Origin of the sequence: Butyricimonas sp., from assembly GCF_019423355.1 — a bacterium.
In the GTDB taxonomy this organism is placed as follows: Bacteria; Bacteroidota; Bacteroidia; order Bacteroidales; family Marinifilaceae; genus Butyricimonas; species Butyricimonas faecihominis.
Genome location: NZ_JAHZBP010000010.1, coordinates 144,332 through 159,972 on the forward strand (window position 1 = coordinate 144,332; position 15,641 = coordinate 159,972).

The 15,641-nt window shown below is 44.8% G+C and carries 10 protein-coding genes and 1 pseudogene; 2 read left to right on the forward strand and 9 right to left on the reverse strand.

Annotated features, from left to right (window positions below; all coding sequences use genetic code 11):
• Positions 1 to 771, reverse strand: coding sequence for an AMP nucleosidase (locus tag QVC79_RS14000; protein ID WP_087421311.1), 771 nt, complete (start codon positions 769 to 771; stop codon positions 1 to 3).
• A gap of 107 nt (positions 772 to 878) precedes the next feature.
• On the opposite strand from QVC79_RS14000, the gene QVC79_RS14005 reads away from it, so the two are divergent.
• Together QVC79_RS14005 and QVC79_RS14010 are read left to right on the forward strand one after the other, a co-directional pair.
• Positions 879 to 2,138: an S-adenosylmethionine:tRNA ribosyltransferase-isomerase gene (locus QVC79_RS14005; protein WP_124317821.1), complete on the forward strand. Its 1,260-nt coding sequence runs from the start codon at positions 879 to 881 to the stop codon at positions 2,136 to 2,138.
• 4 nt (positions 2,139 to 2,142) lie between these two features.
• On the forward strand, positions 2,143 to 2,586 hold the full coding sequence (locus QVC79_RS14010) for a type I restriction enzyme HsdR N-terminal domain-containing protein (RefSeq protein ID WP_124317820.1): 444 nt from the start codon (positions 2,143 to 2,145) through the stop codon (positions 2,584 to 2,586).
• Between the two features lie 720 nt (positions 2,587 to 3,306).
• On the opposite strand, the gene meaB is transcribed toward QVC79_RS14010, so the two are convergent.
• The 8 genes and pseudogenes from meaB to ppdK form a co-directional block, all read right to left on the reverse strand.
• Positions 3,307 to 4,419: a methylmalonyl Co-A mutase-associated GTPase MeaB gene (gene meaB / locus QVC79_RS14015; RefSeq protein ID WP_087421059.1), complete on the reverse strand. Its 1,113-nt coding sequence runs from the start codon at positions 4,417 to 4,419 to the stop codon at positions 3,307 to 3,309.
• A 202-nt stretch (positions 4,420 to 4,621) separates the two neighbouring features.
• Positions 4,622 to 4,888: pseudogene (locus QVC79_RS14020) on the reverse strand (HU family DNA-binding protein); the annotation flags it as partial.
• A gap of 11 nt (positions 4,889 to 4,899) precedes the next feature.
• Complete coding sequence (locus QVC79_RS14025) at positions 4,900 to 7,722, reverse strand: fimbrial protein (RefSeq protein WP_270592619.1); 2,823 nt, start codon at positions 7,720 to 7,722, stop codon at positions 4,900 to 4,902.
• Between the two features lie 9 nt (positions 7,723 to 7,731).
• Positions 7,732 to 8,784 (reverse strand): fimbrillin family protein, encoded by a 1,053-nt coding sequence (locus QVC79_RS14030; protein ID WP_270592621.1) that lies wholly within the window; start codon positions 8,782 to 8,784, stop codon positions 7,732 to 7,734.
• A 101-nt stretch (positions 8,785 to 8,885) separates the two neighbouring features.
• The gene (locus tag QVC79_RS14035; RefSeq protein ID WP_270592622.1) at positions 8,886 to 9,959 is read right to left on the reverse strand and encodes a fimbrillin family protein; all 1,074 of its coding nucleotides are present in this window, start codon (positions 9,957 to 9,959) and stop codon (positions 8,886 to 8,888) included.
• Positions 9,960 to 9,992: 33 nt separating this feature from the next.
• Complete coding sequence (locus QVC79_RS14040) at positions 9,993 to 11,003, reverse strand: DUF5119 domain-containing protein (RefSeq protein WP_270592623.1); 1,011 nt, start codon at positions 11,001 to 11,003, stop codon at positions 9,993 to 9,995.
• A complete protein-coding gene (locus QVC79_RS14045; protein ID WP_162613769.1) occupies positions 11,000 to 12,199 on the reverse strand; it encodes a DUF3575 domain-containing protein in 1,200 nt (399 codons plus the stop codon). Before QVC79_RS14045 ends, QVC79_RS14040 begins: the two co-directional genes overlap by 4 nt.
• Positions 12,200 to 12,852: 653 nt before the next feature.
• Positions 12,853 to 15,585: a pyruvate, phosphate dikinase gene (gene ppdK / locus QVC79_RS14050; protein WP_151412130.1), complete on the reverse strand. Its 2,733-nt coding sequence runs from the start codon at positions 15,583 to 15,585 to the stop codon at positions 12,853 to 12,855.
• Positions 15,586 to 15,641: the final 56 nt, after the last annotated feature.

Below are 15,641 nucleotides of genomic sequence, written 5' to 3' on the forward strand. Positions count from 1 at the left end.
TTAAAAAATGAGATGCCTCATGGAATAATTTTTATCCTTGATGTATTGCATGGTTTCAATGCCAATATCGAGATGTTGCCGGACGAAATTTTGCGTGACGATTTTGTCTGATTCAGACGTTTTTATGCCGTCGGAAATCATGGGCCTGTCTGATATTAGCAATAAAGCTCCCGTCGGAATACGGTTGGCGAACCCGACGGTGAAAATCGTGGCGGTTTCCATGTCCACGGCCAGCGCCCGTGTTTTTATCAAGTATTCTTTGAAATTCTCGTCGAATTCCCATACTCGTCGGTTGGTGGTATACACCACTCCCGTGTAATATTGCCTGTCATGATTCGTGATTATTTTTGAACAGGCTTTCTGAACGCTGAAAGAGGGTAGGGAAGGGACTTCTTTCGGCATGTAGTCGTTGGATGTACCCTCGCCTTTAATGGCGGCAATAGGAAGGATGTAGTCCCCCTCGTGGTGTTTGGCTTTTAGTCCCCCGCATTTCCCGATAAATAGCACGGCCTCTGGTTCTATGGCGGAAAGCAAGTCTAGAACGGTGGCGGCGTTGGCGCTACCCATTCCGAAGTTAATCATGGTGATCCCGTCGTGCGAAACGTTGGGCATATTTTTATTCTCGCCAATGATAGGAGCATTGTATTTTTCAGCGAACAGATCTAGGTAGTAATCAAAGTTAGTCAGGATGATGTGTTTTGAAAAATCTTCCAAGGCCCGTCCCGTGTACCGGGGCAGCCAATCCTCCACTATATCTTTTTTTGTTTTCATGCTCATAATATGTCGGTTGGGAAATTTGAGAATGGAGTATCCCATTTCCTTTTTTTTCGTTATTTATCATTACTTTTGCAGCCTTAAAAGTAAGATATTATTGCCGAATGACAAAAAAAATAGCGATCGAAAATTCTCGTGAAATGGTAGAAAAGCTAAAAGAAATTAGGATCGAGGATTACACGTATGATTTACCCGACGAACGGATTGCCAAGTTTCCACTGGAAAACCGGGAGGCGTCGAAGTTGTTGATTTATGACGAGGGTAGGATTGACGAGAGGCATTTTTACGAGGTGCCGGAAATTCTTGATGCCGGGAAGATGTTGGTGTTTAACAACACGAAGGTGATCTATGCCCGGATTCTTTTTCAGAAGGTCACGGGAGCCATGATCGAGGTTTTCTGTTTGGAACCTTACCGGCCCTCGGACTACGTGCAGAGCTTTGCCGCTTACGGGAAGTGCGAGTGGAAATGTATGGTCGGAAATTTGAAGAAATGGAAAGAGGGAACGATTTTTTGTCATTACCGGTTTGAGGGGAAAGAGTATCAGTTGGCCGCGACGCGGAAACTTCGGGAAGAGAATGATGTTATCGTGGAATTTACTTGGGATGCCCCGGCCAGTTTCAGTGAAGTGCTAGAGTGTTGCGGACGTATCCCGATCCCACCATACTTGAACCGGGAGTCGGAAGAGGATGACAAGATTCGCTATCAAACGGTGTATTCCAAAAATGAAGGATCGGTGGCAGCCCCGACGGCCGGGTTGCATTTCAGCGTCCCCGTGTTGAAAGCCTTGCGGGAAAAAGGGATAACGATCGAGGAGCTGACCTTGCACGTGGGGGCCGGGACGTTTCGTCCAGTGAAAAGCGAGACGATCGGGGGCCACGATATGCACACGGAACATATTTCTGTTCGGCGGGAAGTCGTGGAGCATCTGTGTACTCACCCGGAAAATATTATTGCCGTGGGAACGACATCCGTCCGTACGCTGGAAAGCCTTTACTGGATGGGCGTGAAACGAATTTTGGGAGATGAGGATTTCAGTTCTCTGGGACAGTGGGAGGCTTACGACTTGCCTTCCGGTTACTCGTTGAAAGAGTCTATGACTGCCTTGCTGGGGTGGTTCGATGAACGAGATGTCGAATTGTTGAAGGCTAAGACCACGATTATTATTGTTCCCGGCTATTCGTACCGGGTGATCACGGCGATGTTTACTAATTTCCATCAGCCACAGAGTACGTTATTATTATTGGTCGCGGCGGCTATCGGGGAAGATTGGCACAAAGTGTATGATTACGCCTTGGCTCATGATTTCCGTTTTTTGAGTTATGGTGATAGTAGTTTTTTGAAAGTAAGAAAAGATAAAAAGTGATTGCGTGAAAAGTTTGAACTTACCTCCTTTCGAGTACAAGGTGAAAAAGCAGAACGGGCAGATCTGGATTTTCGATATGATTCGGAAAAGGTACGTCGTTTTGACCCCGGAAGAGTGGGTGAGGCAGCATTTTATTCATTTTTTGATCGAGAGTAAAGGTTATCCCGCCCAGTTGATTGCCGTCGAGAAAGAGATTCAAGTGTGCGGCATGAAAAGGCGTTTTGATCTGGTGTGTTATGACAGGCAGGCGAACCCTTACTTGATCGTGGAGTGTAAAGCGCCTTCCGTGGCGTTATCGCAGGCTGTCTTCGATCAGGCATTCCAGTATAATCTGTCCATTGCAGCTCGTTTTATCGCAATTACGAACGGGTGCTTGCATTTTTGCGGGGAGATCTCCGGGAATGGAAAATTTCAAATGTTAGCCGAAATTCCGAATTTTTGCGGGTAAACAGGATTTTTGTTTAAAAGAATTGAACATATCCCCGGCATCGCCTAAGCGATGCCGATGGGAATGTAACATGTTCTTTCACATACAATTTGCAACCATAGAGGCGGACTCTGAATTTCTAAAGGCTACATTAATCCTTCTATATCATTAAACCAACGTTTAATAAAAATTCATTTCATCCATACCTAACAAATATAATAATTTTTTAATAACCTGTGAATTGTTGATACACAGATTCAAAAAAAAGAAATGATTTGTGAGAATTTGGCGAAATTTGTTTATATTTGAGTGGCATTAAACGTTCGTTTAATGATTCTTCTACAAAGGAATATTTGACGCTTGTACTTATCTTAAAACTGTATTTTCGGAATATGTGTTGGTATGTCCTAACATAAATCAATACTTTTATCGGGGCTTAGAATAGATAAAAATTTGAAATTGGATCTATGTTGACCTATTGTTGTCTTGTTTCGTGCGGATGTGTCCTATGTTATTTTTACTAATCATCTGTTAAAATGGCGGCGATAATCGGGCGACTAGGCGGCGACAATCGGGCGATGGCGCCTAATTACCTGCCAACAGTCGCCCAACAGTCAGGTAATTTTCATGTAAAGCCCTGTGAGAAGGTGTTCTCAGGTGATATAAAACCGGAACGGGAGAGTATCCAAAAATGATTTTAGATATTCTCCCGTTCTAAGTATGTCGGAAATATTTTTACGATTACAGTTTCGTGTCTTCCTTGAAATAGTTGTCTAGCAAGCGGAAGGCCGCGGCAAAAGAACTTTCCTCGTTATGCTGCACTTTTTCTTCTGCCTCTTTTATTTGTTCTTTCTGGCTCTGGTAGAAACGATTCCTCAGTTGTTCGTCAATGGTTTCGTACATCCAGTACTTGGCTTGTTCGCTGCGACGGATGTCGAAATATTTGCTTTGTTGGGTTTCGCTGCAATAGTGCAGTATGTTTTCCCATATTTCCTTGATCCCGGTTTTCTCGTAAGCGGAGCAGGTCATGACCTTCGGTTCCACGCCTGATTCGTGAGGGGGGAAGAGGTGAAGAGCATTTTGCAACTGAACTTTAGCAAGTTCGGCACGGGTGATGTTGTTACCGTCAGCCTTGTTAATGATAATACTGTCGGCCATTTCCATGATGCCTCGTTTGATACCTTGCAATTCATCCCCGGCTCCGGCAATTTGTACCAGCAGGAAGAAATCGACCATCGAATGTACGGCAGTTTCACTTTGACCGACCCCGACGGTTTCAATCAAGGTGATGTCAAATCCGGCAGCCTCGCAGAGTAACATGGCCTCTCTCGTTTTGCGGGCAACGCCACCCAGCGAGCCGGCCGATGGGGAAGGGCGAATGTAGGCGTGCGGGTCACAGGCTAACTCTTCCATACGGGTTTTATCTCCAAGAATACTCCCTTTTGAACGTTCACTACTCGGGTCGATGGCAAGCACGGCAATTTTATGTCCTTGTCCGGTAAGGAATTTCCCGAACGCCTCGATGAAAGTACTTTTCCCGGCCCCGGGTACACCCGTGATCCCGATACGGACGGATTTACCCGTGTTCGGGAGGCAACGGTTGATCACTTCCTGTGCCATGGCTTGGTGGTCAACGCGGGCGCTTTCCACGAGGGTAATGGCTTGGCTTAAAATGTTAATGTCCCCGCGAAGAATGCCTGCCACGTACTCGTCCGCAGTCAGCGTCTTTTTCCTCAGATGTTTCAATCTTTCCGCGATGGCCGGGTTCACGGGATCCGGCTGTTCGATACCCTTGTTGACGGCCAGTCCTTCATAACAAGCTTCGTTTTCAGGATGTTCTATATTTTGTTGCATAGCGTTTTAAATTAATCTTCGACAAAGATAGAGTTAATGTGGGGAAGTTACAAGTAAAAAATCGTGGTTTCAGGGTGGGTCTTATCCCGGAAAGTTTATTGTATGCAGGAGCGATGAATAACGAGGAAGGCGAGATCCATCGCGGAATCTCGCCTCGGTATTCAGGGAATCTTGATGAAAAGAGTCCCCTTTCTGGTTGCATTTATTTTCTTTTTTGTAACGTTGGTTTAAATTTTATCACTTTCCGGGAATCAAGGTGTCGTCGTTCTTTCGAGTACACGTTGTAACTTATTCGCGGGCCTCGCTCTTGGGTATAAAAGGAACCGAATCCCATGAACGTCACCCGTCCCCCGGTGAGTATAACCTCGGAAATGCAGTCGATCGTAGCTTGTAGCGTCGTGTGAACGTCCTTCTTTTTGAATCCGGTGCGCTCTGCGATAAGCGCTGTAAGTTCTCGTTTATTCATATATGCTTTTTTTACTAATTAATGTCTCTTACACAGCGGACCCCGCCAACGTCGCTGTCTTTGTGATTAATCAAGTAATATACCGATCCTTCATTTTCAACGGAAAAACCAACGCGTTCGCCACCAGCCGTGTTAAAGCTGAAACTACTTCTGGAAAAATGGTTGCTCAGGGGCCAAGAGGTCGCGTTTCTTGGCATCCTAGAGTACATTAATGCCAGTTCTCTTTGATTGGGAACCCTCCATCCTTTGGGGCATACCGGATTTGTTCCTCCGGGTTGAGAGCGGGCGTTAACCACCTCCCAGGTTAACCCGTTTCCGTATGTCTTGGCATGTATTTCAAAAGCGTTCCAAGGTTTGTTGTACCCGCGAACGTCTCGTTCGTTGTGATTGGGCAACTCTTCTACGGTACTGAAACCTCGTATCGATTTGGGATCTAGTTTTGTTAAAGTGATGGTTCTGTTTGCGGCATCATACGTGACGAAATCTTCTGGATGGTTATTTTCGCTCGCATTTTTGGCTAGTCCTAGATTCCTGACACACCTGTAGTACACCTTGGTCGAGGCAATGGATCCGGGTCCATTTAAAGGACCGACGGTTGAACCTTCCGAAGACCACAATATCTGGGGAATGTCCCTGTAAGTATAAGGAAACAAATTAGTACCCAATCCTTGGTGGTCTTTATCTAGTACGGTGCTGCTGGCGTACCATTGTTTGTTTTCTTCCCACGTGCTGAATTTGTATAGTCGGGATTGCGAGTCAAAGGAGTTTTCTCCGATCCACAAGTCCGAGAGTTGATTGATACTGGCCAAGTACCATTGAACCTCCTCCTTGTCGATTTGCCCGTTGCCATTCATGTCGCGATTAAGGCGCAAGCATTTGTACTTGGCCGCTTCATACGAAGCTCGCATTTCCCATGTCGTGGGATCTATGTAGGTGTTCCAATTCATGGTTTCGTTTCCAATCCACATGTTGATGGAGTTTTTTCGTCCGTTATTGAGATCGTTATACGTGCGATTCGTTTTAGTTCTTTCTGTTTCAAACGGGAGAAGAGTTTCATCCTGTATAGCCTCGGAGCCCCATGCGGTGAAGTTTTCAGTCAAGTTTTTGTTATACATGGTTTGTATGGATGATTGCCTGATGGAGTACAATGCGGTGGATTTGGTACTCATCTGGTCTTGGCTGTATTGAAGATTGGATAGAATATTGAGTACTCTTTCCTGTGTGTTGACGAATTTTTTCCAAAGCCCGTTTTCCACGGTTTCAGATGTGTTTTCCGGGTTCACGTCATAGTAATACTCTTTAAGATAGGTGGTAAATATGATTTTATCTCCACTATCAAATAAATGGTTTCTTTGTGATGCGGAATACCTGCGTTTACATTCCTTCAAAATGCTGACGAGTTGTTTGATGTTTAGCATTTTCTGTGTTCCCCTGTTTATATCGTTCATGTAACGATCCAGGGGGTGTTGGTAGTTCGGATCATTGAATTCGGCATCCGTGTAAACACCATCATCTCCTTGGTAGGTTACAAAAGTTTCGGTATAAAAATTTCTACTTTTTGTGTTAATGTTGAAATATATCCAGTTATAGTCTTTGGGATCTTCATTTTCTGCTCCGTTGGAGAATGGGGTGTAAACGTTCCAAGTCAGGCTCTTGTCGATATTCTTTTGCTCGAAAGTTGTCGTGAAAATTTCATTGTGGGCATCGAATCTTTTAATTCGTTCGGCGACAACAACATCTCCCTCGCTTCCGGGTGAGGGTTCCTCGCCTGTTGTTGATTCTACTTCGACGATGATGTCGTCCACGCTATTGATGGTTACCGTGTAAGTATAAAAATGATTTCTGAGGCTGTTGTAATCGTTCACGCCATTCACTCCTCCGAGGTGAATGGTGTAAGTTACGTCTGCTGAAATTTCTTGTCCCCCGGCGATGCTATAAAAAACATTTCCTTTCAATTTCACGTAGGTCGCCCGTTGATCTGCGTACCGGTAAGCCCCGTTTGTCACGCTTCCGTCGGCGTTAGATGTTTTTTCTTGTTTTTCCCGTAGGGCATATTGATCGCGATACTCCCCCTCTGCGGGTATTGTTTCCTTGGGGTTTACTTTGTTTTCGGGTATGTAGAACGCGAACGTGATGGCGTTCGTGGTGGAGATTTCAAAGTTATTCCACTCGCTGTTAAAGTAATTCTCAAATTCAAATTGTCCTTGTGTGGTGTTCGGTAACACGCTTACTTCTCGCGGTATAGCCACGATCTGCCACTCGCGAGGGGTGAATGTTACGCCTTCTTTCGTTTGCACGTTGAAACGTATTTTCGCATCGGTTCGTGTCAATGGAATGTCGATCGCGTTATTTTGGTTTGCTATTAACTCGGCTCCTTCTTTCATCCCGCTCATCAGAAACTGGATTCCTCTCTCGATGTATTCTCCCTGCATGCGCGATGTCAGTGCCAGCAAATCGGCTTTCGAGGTGACGGCATCCAGTTTCGTGTCGTTCAGGTCGTGAATCGTCGTGTTGATGTTCGCGATAACGGCTATGGTCTTGCCCGTTCCGGCGGGAATGTCCTCCACCTTGGTCGTGTAAGTCTTTGATTGGTGTATGTTGTTGTAAAATTGTCCGAACACCTTGCTCCCGTCTTGATTGAAAACGAACACGTAAGCGTTGCTTATTATTTGTTCATCCTCGTCACTTGACACGGCGCGTGATAGCGTGTTGTCTGAAGAGTTGAAACGCAATGTTAATGTTGCATTCCCGCTATTTTCATGGTCTCCGAGTTTATCATCTTGACAGGCGGTTAGGACAAGCATCAAGGCATATGCGATGTATATATATCTTTTCATGGTTTTCTGTTATTTAAATTCGGGTACGTTAACTGCTTGTTGCTGCCATGACTCTACCGTGCAGGTCAATGTTAAGTCTGCCAAAGTGGAAACTAGTATATTTATCGAGTAGCGTTGCCCGGCGATCAAAGTATTTATGATCCGGTTTAGTGGGACTGTTATCGTTGGGGTCTGAATATTTCCTGTCGCTTGGTATTCCACGGTGACTTTAATCTCGTCCGAATCATCAATCCCTTGTGGCAATAGCATCAGGGATGCGTTGTCGGTGCTGATTGGCTGGTAGGTGGTCGTGATGGTTTTCAAGTTCACGTCCTTTAGTAGTCCGTTATTGATGGTTAGCATATAGGATTTGTCCGAGGCGTCCTCGGTCGGTGTCCAAGAAAATGTCCCCGGGGTATTGCCGACGTCGTAAGAGAGTGTCGCTTTGTTCTTGAAATTCCCGAGGGTGATGGAGGTTACTTTCACCGGGAAATCGCAAGCGTCTGTCATCTTGGCTTTGAACACGATGCACGAGAGAGCGTGTCGGAATGTTAATGGTAACTTACCGTCGGCGTTCCTCGATGTTTTCGTTTGGTTGAGTAGGGGAACGGATACGAGTAAATCTCGTTGGGTAATCACGTCATCCGGTACCGTGTAGGTTAGTTGGGGATACCCCGCCGTGGAGGAGGTGGAACTTAAAGAGGTGTACGAATCTCCTTGGCTTGCGTAAGGGGAATAGGCGAAAAATGACAGGTTCCCATTATTAGGCCAGAACATGAGAGGCTCGTAAGTCCATGTGCCACTTGTCTTTTCCACGCGGGTGTTACACATGAAATTCGGGGTGCTAGTCCCCGGGATAAAAGCGTCGGCCGTGTAGTAGGCGTATACACCGAAATCTAGCATATCGTCGTTTCCCGTTTCGCTTCCCCGGGCTTGGTCTGTCTGGATGAAGGATTCGTGAAATGGCGTGGCAATAAAATCTATTTTATCACCGTCGTTGGCAGGTTCCGGGTCGTTTTTGTCGCACGATGTGAACGCGATCAATAGGGCTGCCGACAGTAAAATGTATTCTTTTCTTTTCATCGTTTGACTTTTTTGAGGTTTTATTAGTACCCGCGGGCAGACGTTCAACCGCCCGCGGGTGAGCCGTTAGGCCATGTTTAAGGTTGCGTGAAGCGCAAGGGCTATTTTACTTCGATGGTACCACCTTCAGCAGGTTGCCATGTTTCTACGTTCGTTTCGAATTCGATCGGATCCAAAATGCCTCCTGTTGCGCCGATGTTTAAGTTGTAAGTGATCTTTTGATTTCTTGCCCAGTTTCCGGAAATACCGACTTTTACAGGAGCATAGTTTTCTTCGCTACCATGTAAATAAATTTTTGTACCATCTGCAAGTTTTTGGTATATCTTGCAACTGATCGTCAGGTAATTACCATTTTCTGCATTTGCCGTTAAGGTTTGTGGCAATAGCATTAATGCCTTGTCTGCGCTTCCGATCTGGGTGAATGTTTGAGCGCCATCCTTTACTTGATAACCTGCTCCATCAATGGCAGTGGATGTAACCGTGTAGCTGGCTGGTGTAGCCGCAGAGTTCAAAGTCCATGTTTCTATCGAAGATGCAAAAGTTCCCGTGTTTTTCAGATTGTGAATTTGAATCCCGTTCTCCTCAACATCCACGAACAGGTTTGTGGCACTTGTCCCGATTGCAAAATGCACCTGAGTCAAGGCGTGTTTGAATGGCATGGTTACGCTGTTTTTGTCAGTAGGTTTTGTTTGATTTGTGGCAACAGCGTACATTAAGTCCACTTGTTGGGCTTCGTCGGCTGGAACGGTATAGTTCAACGTTAAACCGGTCGTGGCGAAAGTTTTCGCCGTGATAGCTTCATTCCCGTACGGGGAATAGGCGTAAAAATCAAGCGATTCGCCATCATTCACAGGCCAGTAAGCTTGATCGTTTGCTTGGGCGTAAGTCCATTTCGTCCCGTCAGATACGATTTTAATGCCCTCGTTCGTCTTTCCCATGTAAGGATTTTCATTTAGGACTGCATTTATCTTGATAAATGCCGTTACTCCAAAGGCGTTGCCATCCGTTAAAAATTCGTCATTGTTATCTACCGGGTTTCCCCTGGAGATGTTCTTGTAAGTGGAGAACCCGATCAGGTTACCCTCCTTGTTGATTTCCGAATCAACTACGTCGTTTTTTGCGCAACCGGCAAGCATGGCAGCAGCGGTTAGCATGTACAATAGATTCTTTTTCATGATCAGTAAATTAAAATGAATAATTCATTATTTTTAAATTGGCAATTCCGCTTCAATTTCTTCCCATTCTTCAATCTCGGGGTGGAAAACCCCGTCACCGTTACCGATGGCTTCCGGGAGAGTCACCTCGGCCCGGATTTTGTGGACGGTTTGTACCCCGTCATGTGAAGTTTCAATTAAATCTTTCACGTTAAGGGAAACCGTGTGGGTTTCTCCGTTCACGAGGATGAAATTCATGACGAGTTGGTGATCATTGAGGCATTTCCCGTTTGCTTTTTCCGGACCAAACGAGATGAGTTGCTTCGTGATCGTGGCGAGTTTATAGTTGTCCGGGTCTACCCGTTTGTTGTTCAGCACGAACTCGTGTGTGATACCATGCCCGAACTTTATCGCTTTTTCCATGTTTTTGCTTTCACACATGGCCGTCAGGTGGGAACGTGGGGCCCCGGCAGCTGACGTGATGTTCATCACTTTTACCTCAATGTCGATTAATTCTGTTTGTCGTTCCGGGGTGACTTCGATCGTTTGGCTGACCTCGTGTTCTCCGGTAGCCGGCTTTTCCTTGTAATAGTGAATATCTTTCGGGGTAATCTCGATCGCCTTGACGAGTGCTCTGGCTAGGATGTCGCATGCTGTCAAGTAGGAATTATTATCTTCTGCTTTTGATAATAGATTCGCGTACTTCGGCTCTTTATTGGCCGAAATGACAGCGTTGAACGTGTGTAGGTTTTCGATACCGGTAAAGTCAATGCTTGCTAATTCCTCTTCCGTGTTGTTTATCACCATGATGTCATATTTACCCGGGTAAAGGGGAATATCAATCGTGTTAGGGTCGCTGCTGATCAAACATTCACAGACAGCTTTTCCGCTTTCGTTGTCGAACACGTAGGCTGAGGTACCGTTCGGTTCTAATTGTGAGGGTTCCCAATTGATATTCAGGCGTACAAATCCTTGTTCTTCCGTGGCGTAAAACAGATTGTCCCTGTCGCATGAAGAGCAGGCAAGTGTGAAACAAAGAGTTGCGATATAAATTATGTTTTTCATTTCACACCTCCTTCTTTTTTTACTGTTTTTTTATTTAATAACCAAACGAGGGAAACTTTTGCGAACGTTGGACCAAACCATTGTTTCCTCTCTACTTTCCACGGGAACCTGAAAACTTTTATGTCCCCGTACATCGTGTCGTTCACTTTATCATACTCTTTCGTGTCCCTTTGTAAATAACCCACGCCGAGGCTATACTCCATGTGGAAATGCTTGCCGATCTTGTGAGCGTAAGCGGCTTGAAGACCTGCATCAAAGAAGTCGCCTTGTTCCCCGTCTTTATCGAAAAGTTGTAGATCGTATTTCCCCACTCCGCCGTAAAGGCCAATGTTCCATCCCGTGAGAACTTCTTTTGCGTCACGATCCCCGAGCCAGTATTTCACGCTGGCGTGTCCCGATAGTAATTGCATGGTCCAGTCGGCACGTGATGCTTTCCACCACGGGAATATTCCTTCTGCAGCCACGGACCATTGTTTACCGATGGGAATTTCTATTTCTAGGTTCACGGCCGAAAGCACGTCGTAGAGAAGGTTCGTTTTCATGGCGAATAACGGTTTCGAGATGATTAGCGGGATGACCGGAGTCTCCGGTTCCGATTTTTGTGGAGGGATAATCTTCTCTTCTTTCTTCGGTTCCTCCTTCTTTTCTTCCTTGACAGGCTCCCGCTTATAGTAGATCACGCAGACAGCACCCGTGCGTAATTGTGGTAAGAAGTTTTTCCTGATATAACGCCATGATTCCCCGTTCGCTAGAGTCTTGATCAACCATTCCTTGGCTCCGTTCTCACGATCGGAATTTATGATGTTAATTAATCTTTCCCGGTGCGGGATGTTTTTATCCGTTTCGATCATACGTTTGAAATCAACCCAGTTCTCACCGGTGTATCGTGCATAGACAAGCTCTTTTTTGATCTCGGGATATTTCCCCGTGATATAAGCTTTGACACTTTCGGCTCTTTTCCTCGATAACTCCAGGTTGTATGCTTCCTTGCCATCAGGAGAAGAGGAGGCCACGATGGTAATGGAGTCGAGATTAGGTATGATTAATTCATTTTTGATTAACTCATCCAGTTTCTTCAAAGATTCATTGTTTCCCATGTACGTGCTATCTAAAATAGCCCCGTCAATTTTAAAATAGAGGACAATGTTGTTTGTCGAGTCTGTCTTGTGTTGATGTTCCTGAGCCCGAACACGCATTATGCTTCCAGTTAAAAGCATTATTAAAATAAGAATGATTGCATACACCTTCATGATTTGTAATATTTCTGATTTATTGTCAATATCAAAAAATGATCATTTAATGATGTTAATTTGTTTAACAATTTTTATATAATACAAAAACCATATAACTATATAATTATCAGCTACAAAAAAGTAATTTCAAAAAAAACGTTATATGATTAAATATTGTATTTTTGTTGTCGGAATAAATGATCGTTTTTTGATATTTTCAAAAATATTGCTATTATGCTGTTTTTATGTTGTTTAACTAGCTTCTTTATGTCGATAATTTGCCTACTGTTCTCACCCGATATTATTTATTTTATATGTAAATAATATGTAAAATGTTAATATTGTTATTTAGAATGAATTTAACAAGTAGAATTGAGATGTAAATATATGTATCAATATATTTATTGTATTTTTAATCTAAAAAATGGCTCTATGCGTTAGTGGGTGATGAATTTGTGTCGTGAATGAATAACATATTTTTACCATTTACTGGAAAGAGAAATAGCTTTCGGGGGAGATCGCACGAAAAATTTAGGAGAAGAATGTGTAGAATCAAACATGAAAAAAGGAGCTGTCTCCTTAAAAAACAGCTCCTCGTTTATTTATTAAAAATTGTCTTATTTGTTGGTGTGCATGATAGCAGCCTGAGCCGCAGCCAAACGTGCGATGGGTACACGGAACGGTGAACATGAAACGTAGTCCATACCCACTTTGTCGCAGAAGATCACGGAAGAGGGTTCTCCACCATGTTCTCCACAGATTCCGAGTTTCAACTTGCTGTTAGTTGAACGTCCTTTTTGAGCTCCCATTTGAACTAATTGTCCCACGCCTTCTTGATCCAATACGGCGAACGGATCGGTCTTCAAGATACCTTTCTTGATATATTCCGGTAAGAATTTACCAGCGTCATCGCGAGAATATCCGAAAGTCATCTGGGTTAAGTCGTTCGTACCGAAAGAGAAGAATTCTGCAACTTCTGCAATTTGGTCTGCGGTTAATGCGGCACGAGGAATTTCAATCATGGTTCCTACCATGTAATCTACTTTCACGCCCTTTTCTGCAAATACCACGTCAGCAGTGCAACGGATGATGTTCGCTTGTTGTCTTAATTCTTTCACAGTACCTACCAACGGAACCATGATTTCCGGCTTCGGGTTAAAGCCTTTCAGCTTCAAGTTACAAGCAGCTTCAATGATTGCACGGGCTTGCATTTCGGTGATTTCCGGGTAAGTGATTCCTAAACGGCAACCGCGGTGACCTAACATCGGGTTGAATTCGTGTAACGCATCCACTTTTTCTTTGACAACTTCTACTGAAATACCCATTTTTTCAGCCATATATTTTTGAGATTCCGGCTCGTTCGGGGTAAATTCATGTAATGGCGGGTCTAACAAACGGATGGTAACTCCGAATCCGTCCATAGCCTCAAGGATTCCCTCGAAGTCACTTCTTTGCATCGGAAGGATTTTTGACAAAGCGATACGGCGTTGTTCAACGGTATCAGACAGGATCATTTCACGCATGGCGTCGATACGGTCGCCTTCGAAGAACATGTGTTCCGTGCGGCAAAGACCAACACCCTTGGCACCGAAATCACGTGCTACTTTGGCATCACGAGGTGTGTCTGCATTGGTTCTCACGTACATGCGAGTATGTTTCTCGGCCAAATCCATGATAGTTCTGAAGTCATGGTCCAGTGACGCCTCGGTGGTGGCTACTTTACCCAAGTAAACTTCTCCGGTAGAACCGTTCAAAGAAATCCAGTCGCCTTCATTGATGGTAACACCTTTCACTGTGAAGGAACGTTTGTGGTAATCAACAACGATTTCTCCGGCTCCGGAAACACAGCATTTACCCATACCGCGGGCAACAACAGCCGCATGAGAGGTCATACCCCCCCGTGCGGTAAGGATACCTTCGGAAACGTTCATTCCGCGTAAATCTTCGGGAGAAGTTTCCAAACGGACTAATACTACTTGCTCGCCTCTGTTTTTCCATTCTTCCGCCTCGTCAGCAAAGAATACGACACGTCCGCAAGCGGCTCCCGGGGATGCCGGTAAACCTTTGGTTAATACTTTTGCTTTGGATTGTGATTCTTTGTCGAATACCGGGTGAAGTAATTCATCCAGTTTAGCTGCTTCCAAGCGAAGTATAGCGGTTTCTTCATTGATCATGCCTTGTTCGAGCATGTCAACCGCCATTTTTACCATAGCCGTACCGGTACGTTTTCCGTTACGGGTTTGCAACATCCATAATTTACCGTCTTGGATGGTAAATTCAAGGTCTTGCATATCGTGGAAATAGTCTTCCAGTTTTTGTTGAACGGCATTTAATTCAGCGTAGGCGGCTGGCATGGATTCTTCCAGTGAAGGATATTTAGCGGCACGCTCTTCTTCTGAGATATTTTGCATTTTAGCCCAACGGCGCGATCCCTCGATGGTAATCTCCTGCGGGGTGCGGATTCCGGCAACAACGTCCTCTCCTTGTGCGTTGATCAGGTATTCTCCGTTGAAAATATCTTCACCGGTAGCGGCATCACGCGTGAAAGCAACTCCGGTCGCAGAATTGTTACCCATGTTTCCGTAAACCATGGCTTGAACATTTACCGCTGTTCCCCATTCTTCAGGGATTTGATTCAACTGGCGGTACAGAACGGCACGCTCTGTCATCCATGAATCGAACACGGCGCAGATGGCTCCCCATAATTGCTCCCACGGGCAGGTCGGGAAATCTTTACCGGTTTTGGTTTTAACGACAATTTTGAAACGACGAACAAGTTCTTGCAGGTCTTCAGCCGAGAATTCGGTGTCGTTAGAAATATTTTTTTCTGCTTTTAATTTGTCGATTTCAACTTCGAACGGGTTGTGTTCGCCTTTTCCGGCTGCAACGCCCATCACGACATCTCCATACATTTGTACGAAACGACGGTATGAATCCCATGCAAATCTGGCGTTACCTGATTTTTCAGCCACGATTTTAACGGCATCATCATTCATTCCCAAGTTCAACACGGTATCCATCATACCCGGCATGGACACCCTGGCTCCGGAACGCACGGAAACTAAAAGAGGGAAAGCCTCTCCTTTTGATCCGAATTTGGCATTCATTAACTTTTCTGTAGCTGCGATACCGGCTTTAACATCATTCTCGATTAGTTTTATGACAGCGTCTTTTCCTTCTTGATTATAAAGGGTACAAACTTCTGTTGTGATAGTAAAACCTGCAGGTACAGGAACTCCGATGAGATTCATTTCGGCAAGATTGGCGCCTTTGCCTCCTAGCAGGTTTCTCATGTCTGCTTTTCCTTCTGCTTTTCCGTCACCAAAGGTGTAAACGTACTTCGTACTCATAATTCTGTTAGATTTTTGCGTTTACCTCCTGACATTCAGGAGTGATTGTTTATAGA

What these genes read in the sequence shown, in the direction of transcription:
- meaB (WP_087421059.1), bottom strand. Translation starts at nt 4,419, where the DNA reads ATGCAACAAAATATAGAACATCCTGAAAACGAAGCTTGTTATGAAGGA.
- QVC79_RS14035 (WP_270592622.1), bottom strand. Translation starts at nt 9,959, where the DNA reads ATGAAAAAGAATCTATTGTACATGCTAACCGCTGCTGCCATGCTTGCC.
- QVC79_RS14005 (WP_124317821.1), top strand. Translation starts at nt 879, where the DNA reads ATGACAAAAAAAATAGCGATCGAAAATTCTCGTGAAATGGTAGAAAAG.
- QVC79_RS14040 (WP_270592623.1), bottom strand. Translation starts at nt 11,003, where the DNA reads ATGAAAAACATAATTTATATCGCAACTCTTTGTTTCACACTTGCCTGC.
- ppdK (WP_151412130.1), bottom strand. Translation starts at nt 15,585, where the DNA reads ATGAGTACGAAGTACGTTTACACCTTTGGTGACGGAAAAGCAGAAGGA.
- QVC79_RS14045 (WP_162613769.1), bottom strand. Translation starts at nt 12,199, where the DNA reads ATGCGTGTTCGGGCTCAGGAACATCAACACAAGACAGACTCGACAAAC.
- QVC79_RS14025 (WP_270592619.1), bottom strand. Translation starts at nt 7,722, where the DNA reads ATGAAAAGATATATATACATCGCATATGCCTTGATGCTTGTCCTAACC.
- QVC79_RS14030 (WP_270592621.1), bottom strand. Translation starts at nt 8,784, where the DNA reads ATGAAAAGAAAAGAATACATTTTACTGTCGGCAGCCCTATTGATCGCG.
- QVC79_RS14000 (WP_087421311.1), bottom strand. Translation starts at nt 771, where the DNA reads ATGAAAACAAAAAAAGATATAGTGGAGGATTGGCTGCCCCGGTACACG.